The sequence below is a fragment of the Coleofasciculus chthonoplastes PCC 7420 genome (assembly GCF_000155555.1).
In the GTDB taxonomy this organism is placed as follows: Bacteria; Cyanobacteriota; Cyanobacteriia; order Cyanobacteriales; family Coleofasciculaceae; genus Coleofasciculus; species Coleofasciculus chthonoplastes_A.
In genome coordinates this window covers 41,223-58,143 of the sequence record NZ_DS989876.1, presented here as the reverse complement: position 1 = coordinate 58,143, position 16,921 = coordinate 41,223, and the positions used below count along the sequence as shown (strand labels likewise).

Below are 16,921 nucleotides of genomic sequence, written 5' to 3'. Positions count from 1 at the left end.
GTTTTACCATTAACATTGGCTTGTCATCCTGATATCACTAAACCCGCCCCGATTGAGTGCTTCGATAAATGACGTAGCTTGCTGGGAGCGAAGCGAGTATGAGCAATGAGCAATGACCAATGAGCAATGACCAATGACAATCTAAATTATTCCCACCTCCTTAATTTAGCCATCTGGGAACTGCCAACAGGGAATCCGTTCAATATTGTGGCTACCGCAGTGATTACAGGCACTCTTTAACGAGGAGTCCACCCATTCATCACCGCAATGGCGACAATGACAAAAAATATTGTTGTGATTGGCGATTTCGATTTTCTGACGCCATTGGTTCAACAGAGTATTATCTTGTTCGTTTTCGTTGCCAATTTCTGACATAGTATTATTCAACACTGGAAAACCGTTGTAATGCGAGCATCTTGCTCGCTACCCATTCCCAATTTAAATGGGTGACAACTTATGCAGCAAACCCTAGCTTAAATCTGAGGTAGGAGCAGGTGCAAGTCACTCCAGAAAAGATATCATCGATACATTCAACTAAACCCGCTCTTCCAGGGCAAACCTCAACGAAGAGAAGAGGGCGATACAATTAGTTAGTGCCAGCGCTCTTGGAAACATGGAAATTTACTGCACTCGTCCCACCTGTCCTCGCCCTCAAAACTTTTTTGCCGATCTCGATGACAAGGCGACACTGCAAACGGCACAACAGAAGTATTGTACGGCTTGTGGAATGCCCTTGATTTTAGTGGGTCGCTATCTTCCTACCAAGTTACTGGGTCAGGGCGGTTTTGGTACCGCATTTCTGGCACGCGATCGCTATACGCCAACGATGCGTGATTGTGTCGCCAAGCAGTTCCAGCCCTCTGGCGACTTAAGCCCCCAACAACTTGCCATTGCCCAAGGTTTATTTGAACGGGAAGCGGAGGTATTAGAACAACTCGGTAATGATCATCCCCAAATTCCCAATCTTTATGCCTTTTTCCCGTTGAGTGTTGGTAATTTGAACCAATCGGGTAAAGAAGACCAGTTTTTCTACTTAGTCCAGGAATTTATTGATGGACAAGACTTGGAGGAGGAACTGCAAACCAAAGGCACATTCTCGGAAGCTGAAGTCCTAGAAGTGTTACAGGCAATGCTGAAGGTACTTCAGTTTGTCCATGAGAATGGTTCAATCCATCGGGATATTAAACCCTCTAATATCATGCGTCACCAGAATGGACGCTTGTACCTGTTGGATTTTGGTGCAGTTAAACAACAAGTTACCAAAGGCGTAGCAGGAACCCCCTCTGGCAAATCTACGGGAATTTATTCGATGGGATTTGCGCCACCCGAACAGATGTCAGGGGCGCAAGTGTACCCGTCAACAGACTTGTATGCGTTGGCGGTAACGTTGATTATGTTGCTGACGGGGAAAGAACCAGAAGAGTTATATGATTCCTACAATAACTCTTGGAACTGGAGACCCTATACCCAGGTTAGTGATACGCTAGCAGACGCCTTAAACCGTATGCTTCTGCCAACCCCAAATAAACGCTTTCAATCGGCTCAAGAGGTGATGGACGCTCTGAAACCGCGTCGAACTCCCCCTGCACCGCCGCCGCCGCCTCCACCTCCCCCCACTCCCAAACCCCAACCAGCCGTTCAACAACAATCTGTGGTTCAACCGCAACCTGTGGTTCAGCAACAACCCGCGATTCAGCGACAAAAACCCAGCTTTACCCTATCAGAAACGTTAATCGGGGCAGGGTTTACAGGCTTTGAAGGAGCGTTACTGTTTATTGCGCTGAAAAGTTTTCTGGGTATCTCTGGGATTAGTGTGGGATTAGTGGGAATGATTGTCGGGGGTTTAATTTATACGCAATACCGCCGGATTATTGAAGGCAAAGACTTGCTAATTTTAGCTGGAATAACATTGGTATTACTGTTCATACCAGCATTACGGCTTGGGTTATCCATTCCTGGCGTCATCTTGGCTGGAGTGTTGGTTGGCGCAGGTGCGATCGCCATCACTGCTCTATTTCGCTTGATTTACTTATTATTGTCTCGTTTCCTGTAAAGGCAAGGATGATGAAAGGCGCGATCGCCATTACTGCTCTATTTCGTTTGATGTATTTGCTGTTGTCTCGTTTGCTATGAAGATAAGGAGGATAAAAGGCGCGATCGCGACTCAAAAGCAGGTTCCATTGAACGAAGGAAAGGGTTCCGTAGCCAAGACTGATGAATCAGGGCGGGTTTTGCTTTTCAGTTATTGGTAAAAAGCTAACCTGAGTCCCTAAACCCGCCCCTACAATTGATTTATAACTTATATATAACTGATAACTTATGACTTCTTTGGATATGAACAATGGAAATCCACTGCACTCGCCCCCATTGCCCTCGTCCCGAAAACTTCTTTGCTGAACTGGATCAGAAAGCCACGCTGCAAACAGCACAGCAGAGATATTGTACAGCTTGTGGAATACCACTTATTTTGGGGGGTCGTTATATTCCAACCCAGTTACTAAATCAGGGGGGTTTTGGCACAACGTTTTTGGCACGCGATCGCCACACCCCAATGATGCGCTATTGTGTCGTCAAGCAGTTTCAGCCTTCTGATCAATTAAGTCCCTCCCAACTCGCTAAAGCTCAAGAGCTATTTGAGCAAGAGGCAGAGGTTTTAGAAAAACTGGGTAATACTCATCCTCAAATTCCTAATCTCTATGCCTTTTTTCCCTTAACTGTTGCCAAGTTATCCCAACCTGATACTCAAGATAAATACTTTTACTTAGTACAGGAATTTATTGATGGACAAGATTTAGAAGAAGAACTGCAAGCCAAAGGAATATTCTCTGAACCTGAAGTTATAGAAATTCTCAGAGAAATGCTAGCAGTCCTCAAGTTTGTCCATGAGAATGGTTCAATCCATCGGGATATTAAACCCTCCAATATTATGCGTCACCGGAATGGACGGCTGTACCTGTTGGATTTTGGTGCAGTTAAGCAGGTTAGCAAAACAGCAGGGGAAAGATCGTCTAGATCCTCGACGGGCATTTATTCCCCTGGATATGCTCCACCTGAACAAATGAGAGGGGGAGAGGTTAAACCTTCCTCTGACTTGTATGCTTTAGCTGTGACAATAGTTGTCTTGTTGACAGGTAAAGATCTCAAAGATCTGCGCGATTCCCATACTAATTGTTGGCATTGGAAACAGTATATTCAAGTTAGCAATACTCTAGCAGATGTATTAGATAAGCTGCTCTTAGAAGCACCAGTTCAGCGTTTTCAATCGGCTCAAGAGGTGATAGATTTTATGGACTCAACACCATTATCACCTCCGACTCAATCCTCACAACAACCCCATTCCCCGATTCCGCCGATTCCGCCAATTCCACCTCGTTCACTATCAGAAATTTTTGCGAAAGCGGCATTTGTCGGATTTGAAGGTGGATTACTTTTCATTGTTATAAACAGTTTACTGGGTATTTCAGGTATAAGTGTGGGAGTATTGGGTATGGTTTTTGGCGGTTTAGTTTATACACAATACAATCACCGGATCAAAAACAAAAATTTGCTAATTATTAGCGGAATTACTTTTGCTGTCTTGCTCATCCCTCTACTAGGGAGCGGCTGGTCTATCCTAGAAGTAGTCCTTACTGGAGGGATTGCTGCAGCGAGTGCGATCGCCATTACTGCTCTATTTCGTTTGATGTATTTGCTGTTGTCTCGTTTGCTATGAAGATAAGGAGGATAAAAGGCGCGATCGCGACTCAAAAGCAGGTTCCATTGAACGAAGGAAAGGGTTCCGTAGCCAAGACTGATGAATCAGGGCGGGTTTTGCTTTTCAGTTATTGGTAAAAAGCTAACCTGAGTCCCTAAACCCGCCCCTACAATTGATTTATAACTTATATATAACTGATAACTTATGACTTCTTTGGATATGAACAATAGAAATCTACTGCACTCGTCCCCATTGCCCTCGTCGCCAAAACATTTTTCCCTTTACAGCTCTTTGCGCTGTAATAAAGTACAGTAGATCAAAGTCCCCCTTTTTAAGGGGGATTTAGGGGGATCGACAATGTAAGCTGTTCGGCATTTAAACCTTTGCTAGGAAGATCAGGGTATTCTTAGAACCTTATAAGAGGGCGGGTTTTGTTGATGAATTATTGGTGGATATCTGAATTTAGTCCCTAAACCCGCCCCTACAATTGACTGATTTATGCTCAAATTTCCCAACTTCCCCAGCTCCCTCTGCTCCCTCTGCTCCCTACCTTCACAGATTTCCCGACTTATCGTCCTGTATAGGTGACAAAGATATCCTTGTTGACGGTAACTTCTACAGGATTATCAGGATCGTAGACCGATGAAGTAGTATTGCCAAAAGGTAAATTTCCCTCTGAGTCACATCCGGGTAAGAAAACCTCATAGAAGGGTTCAGCGACTGAGGGAACTAGCCTCAGTTGAGTTCCCATCGCCGCCGCCAGACTGTTGGCTCGGTTTTGAGCATCTTCAACGGCTGATTGATAAGCGGCTTGGACTAGGGCTTGACAGTTATTCACCGCATATTCTACGTTAACTGTACTGATCAGAATCTCTTCAATCGGGCTGGCTGCATCCGTTGCGGTATTGACAATTTCCTCCAAGCGATCGCGGTTGGGATTGTCCACAGTAACAACAAGCTGCGCTCCTCCTTCTGTGGCGGTGGAGGGAAAGGGAAAAGGTAAAAAACTACCACTGGGTTCAAGAATTTCTAAGTCAATCGCTTGATCAGAAACACCAATGGCTTGGAGTGCATCCAGAATGGGTTGCAACATCTCTAGAGTGATTGCTTCTTCTGAGGGTTCAAATTGAGACAAGACTCCCTCTGGCGGCGACGGATAGTTTCTGGCAAATTTAAACAGGAGACTAGCTTTATCAGCAGGTTGGCTGGCTCGACCTTTGCCAATCACCCGAAACGTCGGTTCTTCGCTGGGTGGCGGATAAAATAACTGGCTGATTTGACGAGCATCGGGCGTTGAGTCGTTACTGATAGTCTCAGTATTACCTGGATTAGGAATGAAACTTGTAGTGATAACAGCGACAACCAAAGATGACATAACTCTTTTTTTCATTCTGCCCGATTCTCCTAACCCATTTGGCGATAACAGTGGTTCAATTATCCAACAGCAAAATTATCCTAGCTCAGTTCCGCCCAAAACTATACCCGCTAGAACAAATAGTCATAAAATTCACCACCCCATCAACGATTAGGGTGGTGAACAATATCACGAGCAGATTATGTCCTGTTTTCCGGCTAGCCCGGTACAGTCTCAAGTCAGATTAACTGTCATACATTCGAGATTCCAGGGCTTCCGGATACTCTTCGCAATATTCCTCAAACGCTGTTTGGGAGGGTTTCTCTGCCCGTTGGTGTGCCGCTTCCGCTTGCAGTTCTTCCACAATATCCCAGGCGGCGGCACATTCTTTAGAGGTTGGTCCTTTTTGGGCGCAGACAGCCCGTGCTTCTTCTACCGCTTTGCGGATTTCGTCTTCAAGAAGTACGCTCTTGGGTTTATCGAGAAAGTCTCCTTTAGCCAGAATATCGGTAATAGAGATAATACCCAGGAGTTTGTCCTTGATCACTGGAGCGCGGCGAATGCCTGTATTGGCAAACAATCGCGCCACGTATTCTACACCGAGGTTAGGATTGACCACAATGCAGGGCTTATTCATAATTTCATAAACCCGCACTTTTTTGGGGTCTTTGCCATAGGCAATCACTTTATAAACAATATCCGTTTCCGTGACGATGCCATAAGCATCTTGGTCATGGCGGCGATCTACAATTAAAGCCCGTAGACCCATATCGTTCATCAAATCCACAGCATCAGCTACGGTGGCTGAACCGCGAATGGTGACCACATCGGTGGTCATGATGTCTTGAGCCTTCATCATCATTTGAGTTTCTCCTGGACGTTGATCTGCCTTTATGATGTGACAGGGAAGTCAATCAGTCCTCAGACAATGCTTACGTTGGAAGCTGATTCTTCCAAGCCCCGAACTCTGAGAGATTAGGGTCATTGACCTGTAGGGACTTCTATCGTGGAGCATTTTTGATTAAGGTTTTCTCTTATTGCTCTACCCGGAGAGTCCCACGGACTTTACCGCTATTTTAACGCTATTTGAGTATTATTGCTTATCTAGAACCTATGCACCAATAGCGAAAGATGACTGGTTTACCTGAATCTCCTGGTTTTGAAGGGAGGGTTAAAATCTTGGGGAGGAACGCGATCGCGCTCTTGGGCTTTTCTACAATGGAGCGTTAGCGTAAGGCTTGCTATAGCTGGGTGAGGTGGATTGGAGAAAGGCTGAGACTATCCTCGATTAACCGGGTTCACCTGAATCCTCTGGTTTTGAGGGAAAGGTTAAAATTTAGCGGAGGAAAGCGCACGTACTCTTGGGCTTTTGTACAATGGAGAGTTAGTGTAAGGCTTGCTATATAGCAGCCCTAAATAGGTCGCAACAGATATAATAGTAATAACACATCCCTAGTAAAAAGACAAAAGATGAACATTATAGATGAATTGGCTAATTTTATCAATCAGACAAAAGAGACCAAAGAAATTAAAAGAGCCTTGGCGGTAAAAATGATTTTGGAAGGAAAATCTTATCGTGAAGTCAAAGAACTATTAAAAGTTTCTCACAGTTTTATCAGCCAATGGAAAAATCAAGCGCTTTTTCAGGGTGTAGAAAGTTTAAAGCTTCAATATAAAGGTAGAGCAGGTTACTTAAAATCTGAAGAAAAAGAGCAAACAATTCAGTGGTTGAGAGAACAAGATTATCTAAGATTATCAGACTTGCAGAAGTATTTGCAGGAGCAATATAATGTAGTTTTTGAGTCCAATCAAAGTTATTATAGCTTATTTAAAGAGGCTCAAGTGAGTTGGAAAAAGACTCAAAAAAAGAATCCGGCTAAAAATGATGAATTAGTCAAAGCTAAAAAAAAAGAAATAGAGGCAAGGCTAGAAAAATGGAAACCGGAAATAGAAGCTGGAAGCCGGACGGTGCTTAGGCTTGACGAATGTCATCTGCTGTGGGGTGATTTGTTAGGTTATGCGTGGGGAAGAACAGATGCAAGAATAGAAGTCCCTCTCAAAAATGAAAAAGAAAGACAGACTTATTATGGGGCTTTAGATTATCAAACCAAAGAGTTTATAGTCAAAGAATATAAAAGTGGAAACAGCGAAAATACAATCGATTTCATCGAATATTTACAAAGGAAACGACCCGGAAAAAAATTATCGATATTTTGGGATGGTGCAACTTACCATGATTCCAAGCAGTTTCGAGAATACTTAAAGACAATTAATCAAGATTTATCAGAGGAAGACTGGTTGATAAGTTGTACGAAATTTGCTCCGAACGCTCCCGAACAAAATCCAGTCGAAGATATTTGGTTGCAAGTTAAAACTTTCATTAGACAATTTTATCATCTTTGCAGCTCTTTTAAAATAGTTAAGTGGTTATTTAAGTTTTTTGCTGATGGTCAAATATTCGATTTTCCCAAAATATTTCAGTATGGAAAATTGCCACAATCTATTTAGGATTGCTATATATCCTGATTCCCTGATATAACCAGACGAATCTCTAGTGGTTCCTCGCGAATAGACGATGTTATCGCTTTGCGGTATTTGGATTGATTGTTCTCTGTCGCTAAATCCAGATAGACTCTCACTTGCGCCCAATCCTTAATTGGCTTATTTGTCAATCGTTTGACATATTTATATAAGGTTTTAGAAAGAGCGGGTCTAACGGTACTTTTGTAACTAATATTAAATCGTTCAGCGATTTGTTCTGAACTGACGCCTTGTAGCAAAAGACAGAACCAACAAACTTCCTTGGGTGTGAGGGGTTGGGGTTGAATTTTTAGCTGCTGAATATCTGCATCGCTAATCTCTCCATCCCCTATATACTCTTGCACCCCTTTTGCCCTCGTTTAATAGCTGTTGCAAATACCATTGTTCCTCCACAACTGGACATTCACGGCAATGGTGTTGATTGTTAGACGCAGGGCAACGCTTCGTTAAATCGGGCATCTTTTACCATACAACATCTAGGGTCATTTGTGCTAACCAACATGGGTTGGTAAATGTTCGGGCAAATACCAACAACGATGGGTTAGAGAAATGGGAATCAATAGAGTCCAATGGACATAGACAAGTTCAGTGTACTCCTTCCCCATGAAACTTCAACGTCTACCTATTGTACTCAGTAGTGTCAGCCTAATAAGTTGCACGGCTGTTTCCCAACCGCCAACCCCACCACCGCCCCAACCTGGCGTCTGTCGCACTATCCACGGCGGAAGTGAACTCTCTCTCAACCGCCCCCTGCAAACTATCCGGGTTCCGGTGAGTCGGGAGAGTGCAACCGAAGGATTTACCACACTCATTCTACCCACCTCGGCGGAGAAAATGAGCATTCAGCTACTGATAGGAGACAACAGGGGATGGTCAATTTTGCCCAAAAATCAAGTCGTTGTTTGGCAAAATGCTAACACGCTGGACTTTTCCCCCAACCTAAGAATTATAAAAGGCGATCGCAAACTTTTGGTGCTGAATCTTCCGGTTGATCATTTCACCCTAACTGTGCAACCTGTTGTCAATCCTGAAAGTCAGGTGGCGGGAACAACTCAAGTTTATCCTGTCACTCTCTCCGCCACAGGAATTACTTCCCCGTTTCAATTTTTAGAGAATTCATTCACCCCAGGCAAATCCTTCCCCGCCTCTGTGAACTCAATTCTCAATCGCACTCAACCGGGTGATGTATTAATCCCCAATCGCTTTGCCCGTGAACTGACTCTCTCAGAAATTATGGGCGCTGAACTCAACCGTTGTCCTCGTTCTCACTAATGGAGTGAATCATGACTTCAACTCACGACTCTGCTGACAAAATTTCCACGGTTTTACCTGAACAAGAAACAAAACCACCCTTGATTGACAACTCAAACCAACGACTAAAAGCCATCCTGACATGGATAGGATTTGGTGGGATTTGGAGTTTCTGGTGTATCTCGGCTTTGGGAACATTTTTCGCTTTACAAGTTCTCTTGGACATTGCTGGTGGTGGCGTTATTGGTAAATACAAACTCGATATTTTTGGCTTCAAAGTCCCCACAAAAACTCTCGTTTTGACTATTTTTGCAGGTGCGATTGAAGTGGGCGGTCTGGGGGCGAGTTGGTTTAGCCGGAAGCCAAAATCAGACGAATTGGACTGACGCTTAAAACCCAAATAGTCTTGTCCTGTGTTGGGTTTCGACTTCGCTCAACCCAACCTACAATTCCTTGAATTCAATCACAGTTTCGCTTAACTAAGTCTCATGCAACATTTAAGTTTACCGAAAATAACCCCTTCTTTAGTCGTTCACATTGGCATCGTTATTACCCAGTTTTTCCTATTCTCCGCCGCCCTATCTGTTGTTTTATTAGATCAATCTCCAACCACGAATTTGAATACCTGGACAACGGAGGAAAATCGGGCTGAAGTGAAGACAGAATCACCGATTTCTTTTCCCTCTGATCCCCAATCTGCCTGTCTAATTTACAGTTTAGCCTTAACCGCCGCGATTTGCAGTTCCTGGGTGATTCCAGAGGTAGCTTTAGCGATGAGCGATCGCGTGACTTCTTTGCACTCTACTCCTAACCAGGATACCTCTGGGACATCCCCCGATCAACTGATTCCCGAAGACAGTAACACCGAGACTCAAAATGAACCCAACAGCACTCAGGATATCAACATGAAAATGCTCAGATTTATTCAACAATTTAGGCAAGTTTTGGGACAGCAGATGCTGGAAGACAGCATTCATCGCCAGCAAAGGTTTATTCATCAAACAATTGATACACTCAATGCCCAAAATGAGCAGTTAAATCAAGACTTGGAACGGGCAAAGACGTTACCACTAGAGATTGTCGATCAGGTTCTCCAAGGGGAAGCGGTACAATATATTCCCAATCTGGATGACTATATTGAGCAAGAAATACTCAAGCGCAACAAGCAGGACTGAATGACAAATTTTTGTGCTATTCAATTGGGCGCACATCAGTTAAGCTGTTCGGCATTTAAACCTTAATATCAATAATAACGAAATCCTTGCCGTAGTGCGTTAAGCGAAGCCATGCCGCAGGCTTTGCATCTTGCTCGCTACATTGAGCATCTTGCTCGCTACTAATACCCAATTTAAATGCATGACAGCTTACAGCAGTTTGCTCTGCTATGCGGTACATCGCCCCTACACAAAAACCCGTACCGTTAGCATTAATTAACAATTACATATTCCCTAAACTTAGGACGAAAGCGAACCAAACAACGCTGATAAAAACTGTTGAGCGTGGATATTTTAATTCCCAGCTCGTTAGAAATTTCTTTCCAGGAGTAGCCAGCCATCACCTTGAGAGCTAAAAACTTAAAATTAGCGATAGGCTGATTCACAATATGGGTATTTTGGAAAATCCCTTCTGGATCTTCCTGCAAAACATCAATAACTTCTTGTAAAATCGAAGGCGTTGATGAATGAGTAAATTGTAGTGACGTTTTTTGTTCCAGTTGTTCCAACGTTAATCGGGTTGCTTGACGCTGGTATGCCCGATGAAACCCCTTGGGCATCACTTCACGACTAGCTTCGATAAAAAAACGCTTCGCGAATAGAAAATTGACCCAGGATAAGACATCATACTGAGGATTATACCTATCAATGTTTTCGCAGATGTAACAAAATAGTTTTTGCTGGGCTTCGGTATAAATATCGTCATAGAAGCCTATAAATTTACCTTTATGCGGACGGCAAAGTCTACCGGATTGTAAAATTTCTTTGATCAATTTAGCTAGAGCCAGTTGTCTGTTTTGGCTTTTCGCCGGAGATTCCTGGGCGGTGAGAGCCAGTTGTTTTAGGCGGGCGTTGAGTTCGTTCATGGGTGGGGTGTCGTTATACTGGAAACAAGGTGGTTTAATAGCTTGCTGACAGTATGGAACGCCCTTTAGATGACTTCAATGGGAAAAAGTCGGATGGTTCGCTGAGGCTCGGATCAGGTTTTATCAGTTCTGGGGTGAGTAGAAATCAGAAAAAGTCAGTTTTTCGTCCTTTGTCATTCGTCATTCGTTCTTTGTGTGTGGAAGAGTGCTTGCACTCCATTGGGGCGGGTTTAGTAACATCCGGGTGAGAAACGAAACGTTAACGGTAAAACCCGCCCCTACAACAGACGTTCCATCTCCCCCTGCTCCCCCTGCTCCCCCTGCTTCCCCTGCTCCCCCTGCTTCCCCTGCTTCCCCTGCTTCCCCTGCTCCCCCATCTTCCCATTCCCCTCATCCTCAAAGCTAAACTGGTAGCATCTCAATCACTAACCTGAGATGCAAACGATCGCGATTACTCTTACCGATGACCATTGGCTGAAGTTGCAGGATATAGCAACTCGCCTGGATATTTCTCCTGAAACCTTGATTATGATGGGTGTTGAGCAGATCCTCACTCATACGCCATCTTCAACATCAGCGTCAGCACAACAACTACAAGAGAGTCTCTCGGAACACCCTCAACTCACGTCAGCCATGGACAAATCTCAGCCAGCAGACGCCGAAATTCTGAATGCTTTAGCTCAAGAAAAACAACGGGGAGACTTAAAATCTCAGGTTCTATCCATCACTGCTCATGAATTCCGTACCCCTCTGACAACGATTCTGTCTACGGCTGAATTGTTGGAACATTACCAATGGACAAAAGCAGAACAAGTGGAACAGTTGCATCTGATTCAGGAAACAGTACAACAAATGCTGCAATTGCTGGAAAATATGCAGCTTGTCGGTACGGCTGATGGGGAACAACTCCCCTTTACTCCCGCACCTGTGGAACTTCATGACTTTTGTCAACGGTTAGTCGCTCAAATTCAGCAGGGTTTAACTCTCAAACATTTAACCAACGACGAGAATCAAGCCTATACCCTCACCTTTGCTTCTCAAGTGACGTGTTTACCCGCAATGGTGGATGAAAAACTGATGCGACAAATGCTGTCGAACTTGCTATCCAATGCGATGAAATACTCTCCGGTGGGCGGTACGATTCGATTTAGCCTCACCCGTGAGGGAGAGAAGGCTTGCTTTGAGATTCAGGATCAGGGAATTGGTATCCCCTCGGAGGATATACCCCACCTGTTTGATTTTTTCTATCGGGGAAACAATGTGGGCGCGATCGCGGGGACAGGATTGGGGTTAGCGATTGTTAAGCAATGTGTTGATCTGCACCAGGGACAAATTGATGTAACCAGTGACGTTGGCTTAGGTACAACGTTTACGGTTCGCTTACCCTTGATCAGCGATCGCCAGGGAAAAATGCCAGCATCAGCAGACTGGGATTAGAGAGTAGAATTGAGACTCGCGCCTTTTTCCTGAAAACAGCGACAACTATCCACATTTGGGGTCGTAAACAATTACAATTAACCCTCAACTATTTTCTCTAGAAAAAGAAAAAACAGTAACAAATATCAATGAATTTCTATGGGTTTTAACTGTTTAATTTTAAAATACTGTACATAACCGTCAACGAACATCTAAGTCATCCTTTTTCCTGGCTTCGACAAGCCCAAAATTTTACTAGGATTGGGTTCTACCGCCTAATTTCTAACGTGTTCAACAGGAAAGCGATAATACTCGCCTCGTTTTCCAACTTGCTCCCATTGGGCGAGATATCCAGCGAGCTATAGTCATGACGACGATTTTAGTAATTGAAGACGAAAAAGCCATTCACAGGAATCTACTTAAACTACTGAATGCGGAAGGATTCGAGACGCTCAGTGCCGATAATGGTAAAATCGGTGTGAAATTGGCTCAAACTAAACAACCTGATTTGATTATCTGCGATATCCTGATGCCGGGACTGGATGGTTATGGTGTACTCCATATCCTACAACAAGACTCCTCAACGGCGACGATTCCCTTTATCTTCCTCACCGCCAAGACAAAACAGGCGGATATGCGCCAGGGTATGACATTGGGGGCGGATGATTACGTGACGAAGCCCTTTACTCGCGCCCAAATTCTCAGTGCGATCGCGGCGCGATTACAAAAGGTAAAATTACGCCAACAGCAGTCTATCATCAATCCCAATCTGCCCAATCGTCGGTTACTCCAGAAACGTTTTAATCAGCTAGAGAAACCAGGAAATCAGGGTAAACTCCAGATTTTCCTCTTATCGCTGGAAATTGAACAACTCAACCAACTCAACAATACCCTAGGACTTGCCATTGGTGATCAATTACTCCAAGCCGTTGTCGAACGCTTACACCGTCAGTTAGGACAACAGGATGCGATCGCTCAAATCGGTAGTGATCATTTTATCATTCTCTTGAGTCGAAGTTATCACAAACCTGAGAGTATTCAAATTGTCGAAACCTTGTTAAAGGCGTTTGATTTGCCGTTTCAGGTAGACTCTCATAAAATCTTCCTGTCTGCCTACATTGGTATTGCTATTTTAGGACGTGATGGTCGAGATCTCGACACCCTAATTAGACACGCTAGTGTCGCCAGAGAAGAAGCCAAACAACCGGGAAATCGTCGCTACCAGTTTTATATTGCCTCCATTGGCGCGAAATCGCAAGAAGCCTTTGAGCTAGAAATCCAAATGCGTCAAGCCTTAGAACGGCAGGAGTTTCAGCTTTATTATCAACCGAAAGTAAATCTGCTCACGGGACAAATTGAGGGGGCGGAAGCCTTGGTGCGCTGGAATCATCCCCAACGGGGGATTATTTCGCCCGTTGAGTTTATTCCCTTAGCCGAAAAAACCGGGCTAATTGTGCCATTGGGCGAATGGGTACTCAGACAAGCTTGTCACCAAGCGCGAGTCTGGCAAGATCAGGGAATCTATCCCTTACGGATTGCCGTGAATTTATCGCCCCGTCAGTTTAATCAGTCTAATTTAACCAACTTTGTCGTAGACATCCTCCATGAAACGGGATTGAATCCCCATTATTTAGAATTAGAACTCACCGAAAGTACATTAGTGCAAAATCCCGAATCCGCGATCGCGACATTGCAGACATTCAAGGCTTTGGGTATTCGTATCTCTATTGATGATTTTGGTACAGGCTATTCCGCCTTAAGTCAATTGAAGAAATTCCCATTTGATGTGTTAAAAATTGACCGTTCTTTTGTCTGTCAACTGACCGAAGATAGCCGCGATGAAGCGATTACCACGGCAATTTTACAAATGGCTCGCAGTTTGAAGTTAAAGGTTGTGGCGGAAGGCGTGGAGACGCTAAGTCAATTGAATTTTCTCAAAGGACATCAGTGCGATGAAATCCAGGGGTATTGGTTTAGTCCGCCTTTATCGGCTGAGGCGTTTGCTGATTTGCTGAGTACGGGAAAAAAGTTTCCCCTATTGTCAAGTTAAATCAAAAATAAAACATCAGTGTTAAAATTACAGTCCTCTTCATACCACAGGCGTTTAAACATTGCTTCGGCTTCTCGATTTATAATTTCCCCTGAGATGGGCAAGAGGCAACCTGACGAATTCCCTCTAAAACCACCTCCAGATTAGTCATAACATCTTTATTTTGGCAGCGAATTACTCGATAGCCATAAGCTTCTAAATGTTTTGTTCTCGTTGTATCATAGTCCTGTTGTGAGTCATGAATTTTACCATCAACTTCGACAATCAGTTTGCACTCTGGGCAGCAGAAATCGACGATAAAATGCCCAATAGGATGCTGACGGCGAAATTTTAAGCCATTGAGTTTTCGTCCTCTCAAAGCTTGCCATAGTTTTTGTTCGGCTGGAGTCTGAGTTTGACGAAGTTGCTTGGCGGCTGCTTCGATTTGAGATGTTGTTCCTCGGATTCTCGCCATTGTGTCAGCCCTCATCCCCTAGCCCCTTCTCCCAAGCTTGGGAGAAGGGGAACCGGACTATTATAGCGCTACGCGCCAAAGAATAGGCAATAGGCAATAAGCTGTTCGGCATTTAAACCTTAATAATGTCAAGAATGACTCTCATTCTTGTAGTGTGTTTAGCGAAGCCATGCCGCAGGCTTTAGCGAAGCCATGCCGCAGGCTTTGCATCTTGTTCGCTACTAATACCCAATTTAAATGCATGACAGTTTAGGGTAGCATGGAGTGCAATATTTGATTGTTTTGTTTATCCAACTCCCCCTCTCCCAGACTTGGGAGAGGGGGCTGGGGGGTGAGGGCGGCTAAATGTCCATTCCTGATTGCCAATGCGGATAATATTACCCGGCGTTAGGGTACAAGGCTGATGAGGAGTAAGCCGTTGTCCATTAACAAATGTCCCATTAGAACTACCCACATCAATTAACTGGTATTGGATTTGACCCTGAGCGTCTCTGGATTGGGTAATCTGAGCATGATAGCGGGAACTTAACCCATCATCCAGAACCAAAGTATTATTCGGTTCTCGTCCAATCGTGCAGGTGCTGGCGGATAAATTGAATGTCGCACCCGATGCGTTGTGGACTAGATGCGCCTGTACTCCACTAGCGGGTTGGGCAATTATCGTGGGCGCTAATACGGGTTTATCTCTTACAGGTAAATTGGCTGGGGATTCTCCGGCGCTGGGTAAGGAGTTCGGTTGAGGGGAAGTGCCAAAAGCGGCAGGGTTCCCATTGGAGGACTGTGGTGCAACAATATTAACGTGTTGTATGGGAGGTGGTGGGATAACCGGACGACTGGCTTCGGCGATTTGCATCTTTAAGGCGGCTTCGTGTTCCGCTTCCTGTCTGGCGCTCATTCCTTCGACTTGACGAATGATTCCCCTCGTCTGGGGGAAGTTGATATCACTGACTCGCACGTCTTCTAGGGCAAAGCCTAGGGAATAGGATATCTCGGCATGGTCAAGTAGGTATTGTCGGATATGGACTCGTCCCTGGTTAACTAATTGTTCCATCCGCAATTGACCTACAGCTACCCCTAAACTATCTTTTACCGCACTCGTGAGGGCTGCAATTGGATCTGAGAGTTCCAAGGCGACTCGTCTTGCATCCACGACTTGGTACATGACGTTGAGGGAGATATTAATCAAATATTGGTCACGGGATAAGAAATCGCCTTGAGAGAGGATTTCTAGGTTGCGAATCTTGCTATCCACCAGAACCAGTTCACATTGTTCGAGAAGGGGTAAGGCGAAGCTGAAATGACGCCCCGGTTTCAATTTGCGGACAAATTTCCCATTTTTGACCAACAAACCGGTATAACCTGCGCCGATAAAGTCCATACTCCACCCAACCCAGCGTTCTGGGTTTAGCGTTTGGATAAGGGGGGAAGTGGTACTAGACATGAGCGGTTCGTGAGTAACAGGAGTGGGCAGGTTATGTATTTTTAGACTAACAAAGCTTGGCTGGATTCCGGCATGGCAATGATGACGGGATGGGTAGCCGTTCGGTTTCGGGTTCGTTCCCCGCTGAGTATCGCCTATTACCAGAAAACATTGTAGGGGCGACCCGCCGCACACAATTTACACCGCCCAGCCATTACAGCGCTTTTCGCTGTAATAAAGTACAGTCGATCAAAGTCCCCCTATTTGATCCCCCTTCCGTCCCCCTATTTGATCCCCCTTCCGTCCCCCTATTAGATCCCCCTTCCGTCCCCCTTAAAAAGGGGGAAACCAGATGTTGCTTCGCTTTTTGTTCCATGGGGGAAACCAGATGTTGCTTCGCTTTTTGTTCCATGGGGGAAACCAGAGGATGCTTCGCTTTTATTGCACGGGGATTTAGGGGGATCGACAATGTACCGCATAGCAGAGGAAACTGCTGTAATTGGATCGGGTCGCCCTCCAGAGGATATCGGTCATTAAAAACCCATACAAAATAGCGAGCGAGACGCTCGCACTACAACCGTTTACCGTTCTCTATTCCCTATTCTCCTTTCCCTATCTTCACCACAATCCCAACCTTTAATTAGCTGACCCGCGTACATAA

At 44.7% G+C, this 16,921-nt stretch carries 17 protein-coding genes; 9 read left to right on the top strand and 8 right to left on the bottom strand.

Annotated elements, in window-relative coordinates; translation table 11 throughout:
* Nucleotides 1–165: 165 nt before the first annotated feature.
* On the bottom strand, nucleotides 166–375 hold the full coding sequence (locus MC7420_RS32495) for a hypothetical protein (RefSeq protein ID WP_006106068.1): 210 nt from the start codon (nucleotides 373–375) through the stop codon (nucleotides 166–168).
* 238 nt (nucleotides 376–613) lie between these two features.
* Between MC7420_RS32495 and MC7420_RS32490 the strand changes: the two genes are divergently transcribed.
* The 3 genes from MC7420_RS32490 (at nucleotide 614) to MC7420_RS44245 (ending at nucleotide 4,040) form a co-directional block, all read left to right on the top strand.
* Nucleotides 614–2,053 (top strand): serine/threonine-protein kinase, encoded by a 1,440-nt coding sequence (locus MC7420_RS32490; RefSeq protein WP_044210998.1) that lies wholly within the window; start codon nucleotides 614–616, stop codon nucleotides 2,051–2,053.
* A 288-nt stretch (nucleotides 2,054–2,341) separates the two neighbouring features.
* On the top strand, nucleotides 2,342–3,712 hold the full coding sequence (locus MC7420_RS32485; RefSeq protein ID WP_044210996.1) for a serine/threonine-protein kinase: 1,371 nt from the start codon (nucleotides 2,342–2,344) through the stop codon (nucleotides 3,710–3,712).
* Between the two features lie 208 nt (nucleotides 3,713–3,920).
* Complete coding sequence (locus MC7420_RS44245) at nucleotides 3,921–4,040, top strand: 4-Cys prefix domain-containing protein (RefSeq protein WP_390436287.1); 120 nt, start codon at nucleotides 3,921–3,923, stop codon at nucleotides 4,038–4,040.
* Nucleotides 4,041–4,262: 222 nt separating this feature from the next.
* Here the strand turns inward: MC7420_RS44245 and MC7420_RS32480 are convergent, their stop codons facing one another.
* Nucleotides 4,263–5,069, bottom strand: coding sequence for an SIMPL domain-containing protein (locus tag MC7420_RS32480; RefSeq protein WP_044210994.1), 807 nt, complete (start codon nucleotides 5,067–5,069; stop codon nucleotides 4,263–4,265).
* A gap of 223 nt (nucleotides 5,070–5,292) precedes the next feature.
* A complete protein-coding gene (locus tag MC7420_RS32475; protein WP_006106059.1) occupies nucleotides 5,293–5,910 on the bottom strand; it encodes a CP12 domain-containing protein in 618 nt (205 codons plus the stop codon).
* Between the two features lie 608 nt (nucleotides 5,911–6,518).
* Between MC7420_RS32475 and MC7420_RS32470 the strand changes: the two genes are divergently transcribed.
* Complete coding sequence (locus tag MC7420_RS32470) at nucleotides 6,519–7,556, top strand: IS630 family transposase (protein ID WP_006106020.1); 1,038 nt, start codon at nucleotides 6,519–6,521, stop codon at nucleotides 7,554–7,556.
* A gap of 5 nt (nucleotides 7,557–7,561) precedes the next feature.
* Here the strand turns inward: MC7420_RS32470 and MC7420_RS32465 are convergent, their stop codons facing one another.
* Complete coding sequence (locus MC7420_RS32465) at nucleotides 7,562–7,933, bottom strand: hypothetical protein (RefSeq protein WP_006106032.1); 372 nt, start codon at nucleotides 7,931–7,933, stop codon at nucleotides 7,562–7,564.
* Between the two features lie 259 nt (nucleotides 7,934–8,192).
* Between MC7420_RS32465 and MC7420_RS32460 the strand changes: the two genes are divergently transcribed.
* The 3 genes from MC7420_RS32460 to MC7420_RS32450 all read left to right on the top strand — a co-directional run bounded on the left by MC7420_RS32460 (nucleotide 8,193) and on the right by MC7420_RS32450 (nucleotide 10,015).
* Nucleotides 8,193–8,861, top strand: coding sequence for a hypothetical protein (locus MC7420_RS32460; protein ID WP_044210991.1), 669 nt, complete (start codon nucleotides 8,193–8,195; stop codon nucleotides 8,859–8,861).
* Between the two features lie 11 nt (nucleotides 8,862–8,872).
* A complete protein-coding gene (locus tag MC7420_RS32455) occupies nucleotides 8,873–9,226 on the top strand; it encodes a hypothetical protein (protein ID WP_006106056.1) in 354 nt (117 codons plus the stop codon).
* Nucleotides 9,227–9,328: 102 nt separating this feature from the next.
* Nucleotides 9,329–10,015, top strand: coding sequence for a hypothetical protein (locus MC7420_RS32450; protein WP_006106017.1), 687 nt, complete (start codon nucleotides 9,329–9,331; stop codon nucleotides 10,013–10,015).
* 55 nt (nucleotides 10,016–10,070) lie between these two features.
* On the opposite strand, the gene MC7420_RS32445 is transcribed toward MC7420_RS32450, so the two are convergent.
* Entirely contained in the window at nucleotides 10,071–10,277 is a 207-nt protein-coding gene (locus tag MC7420_RS32445; RefSeq protein WP_044210989.1) for a hypothetical protein, read from the bottom strand.
* A complete protein-coding gene (locus MC7420_RS32440) occupies nucleotides 10,267–10,920 on the bottom strand; it encodes a hypothetical protein (RefSeq protein ID WP_006105983.1) in 654 nt (217 codons plus the stop codon). Before MC7420_RS32440 ends, MC7420_RS32445 begins: the two co-directional genes overlap by 11 nt.
* A 435-nt stretch (nucleotides 10,921–11,355) precedes the next feature.
* Between MC7420_RS32440 and MC7420_RS32430 the strand changes: the two genes are divergently transcribed.
* Nucleotides 11,356–12,357 carry a sensor histidine kinase gene (locus tag MC7420_RS32430; protein WP_006106026.1) on the top strand — a complete coding sequence of 334 codons (1,002 nt, stop codon included), beginning with the start codon at nucleotides 11,356–11,358 and terminating at the stop codon, nucleotides 12,355–12,357.
* A gap of 346 nt (nucleotides 12,358–12,703) precedes the next feature.
* Complete coding sequence (locus MC7420_RS32425) at nucleotides 12,704–14,386, top strand: EAL domain-containing response regulator (RefSeq protein ID WP_006106060.1); 1,683 nt, start codon at nucleotides 12,704–12,706, stop codon at nucleotides 14,384–14,386.
* A gap of 79 nt (nucleotides 14,387–14,465) precedes the next feature.
* Here the strand turns inward: MC7420_RS32425 and MC7420_RS32420 are convergent, their stop codons facing one another.
* Together MC7420_RS32420 and MC7420_RS32415 are read right to left on the bottom strand one after the other, a co-directional pair.
* A complete protein-coding gene (locus tag MC7420_RS32420; RefSeq protein WP_006105995.1) occupies nucleotides 14,466–14,855 on the bottom strand; it encodes an endonuclease domain-containing protein in 390 nt (129 codons plus the stop codon).
* Between the two features lie 271 nt (nucleotides 14,856–15,126).
* Nucleotides 15,127–16,281 carry an FHA domain-containing protein gene (locus MC7420_RS32415; protein ID WP_006106057.1) on the bottom strand — a complete coding sequence of 385 codons (1,155 nt, stop codon included), beginning with the start codon at nucleotides 16,279–16,281 and terminating at the stop codon, nucleotides 15,127–15,129.
* Nucleotides 16,282–16,921 lie beyond the last annotated feature (640 nt).

Excerpts from the sequence above, each read along its gene's own strand:
- MC7420_RS32495 (WP_006106068.1), bottom strand. The coding sequence starts at position 375 with ATGTCAGAAATTGGCAACGAAAACGAACAAGATAATACTCTGTTGAAC.
- MC7420_RS32490 (WP_044210998.1), top strand. The coding sequence starts at position 614 with ATGGAAATTTACTGCACTCGTCCCACCTGTCCTCGCCCTCAAAACTTT.
- MC7420_RS32485 (WP_044210996.1), top strand. The coding sequence starts at position 2,342 with ATGGAAATCCACTGCACTCGCCCCCATTGCCCTCGTCCCGAAAACTTC.
- MC7420_RS32480 (WP_044210994.1), bottom strand. The coding sequence starts at position 5,069 with ATGTCATCTTTGGTTGTCGCTGTTATCACTACAAGTTTCATTCCTAAT.
- MC7420_RS32475 (WP_006106059.1), bottom strand. The coding sequence starts at position 5,910 with ATGATGATGAAGGCTCAAGACATCATGACCACCGATGTGGTCACCATT.
- MC7420_RS32470 (WP_006106020.1), top strand. The coding sequence starts at position 6,519 with ATGAACATTATAGATGAATTGGCTAATTTTATCAATCAGACAAAAGAG.
- MC7420_RS32460 (WP_044210991.1), top strand. The coding sequence starts at position 8,193 with ATGAAACTTCAACGTCTACCTATTGTACTCAGTAGTGTCAGCCTAATA.
- MC7420_RS32455 (WP_006106056.1), top strand. The coding sequence starts at position 8,873 with ATGACTTCAACTCACGACTCTGCTGACAAAATTTCCACGGTTTTACCT.
- MC7420_RS32450 (WP_006106017.1), top strand. The coding sequence starts at position 9,329 with ATGCAACATTTAAGTTTACCGAAAATAACCCCTTCTTTAGTCGTTCAC.
- MC7420_RS32440 (WP_006105983.1), bottom strand. The coding sequence starts at position 10,920 with ATGAACGAACTCAACGCCCGCCTAAAACAACTGGCTCTCACCGCCCAG.
- MC7420_RS32430 (WP_006106026.1), top strand. The coding sequence starts at position 11,356 with ATGCAAACGATCGCGATTACTCTTACCGATGACCATTGGCTGAAGTTG.
- MC7420_RS32425 (WP_006106060.1), top strand. The coding sequence starts at position 12,704 with ATGACGACGATTTTAGTAATTGAAGACGAAAAAGCCATTCACAGGAAT.
- MC7420_RS32420 (WP_006105995.1), bottom strand. The coding sequence starts at position 14,855 with ATGAGGGCTGACACAATGGCGAGAATCCGAGGAACAACATCTCAAATC.
- MC7420_RS32415 (WP_006106057.1), bottom strand. The coding sequence starts at position 16,281 with ATGTCTAGTACCACTTCCCCCCTTATCCAAACGCTAAACCCAGAACGC.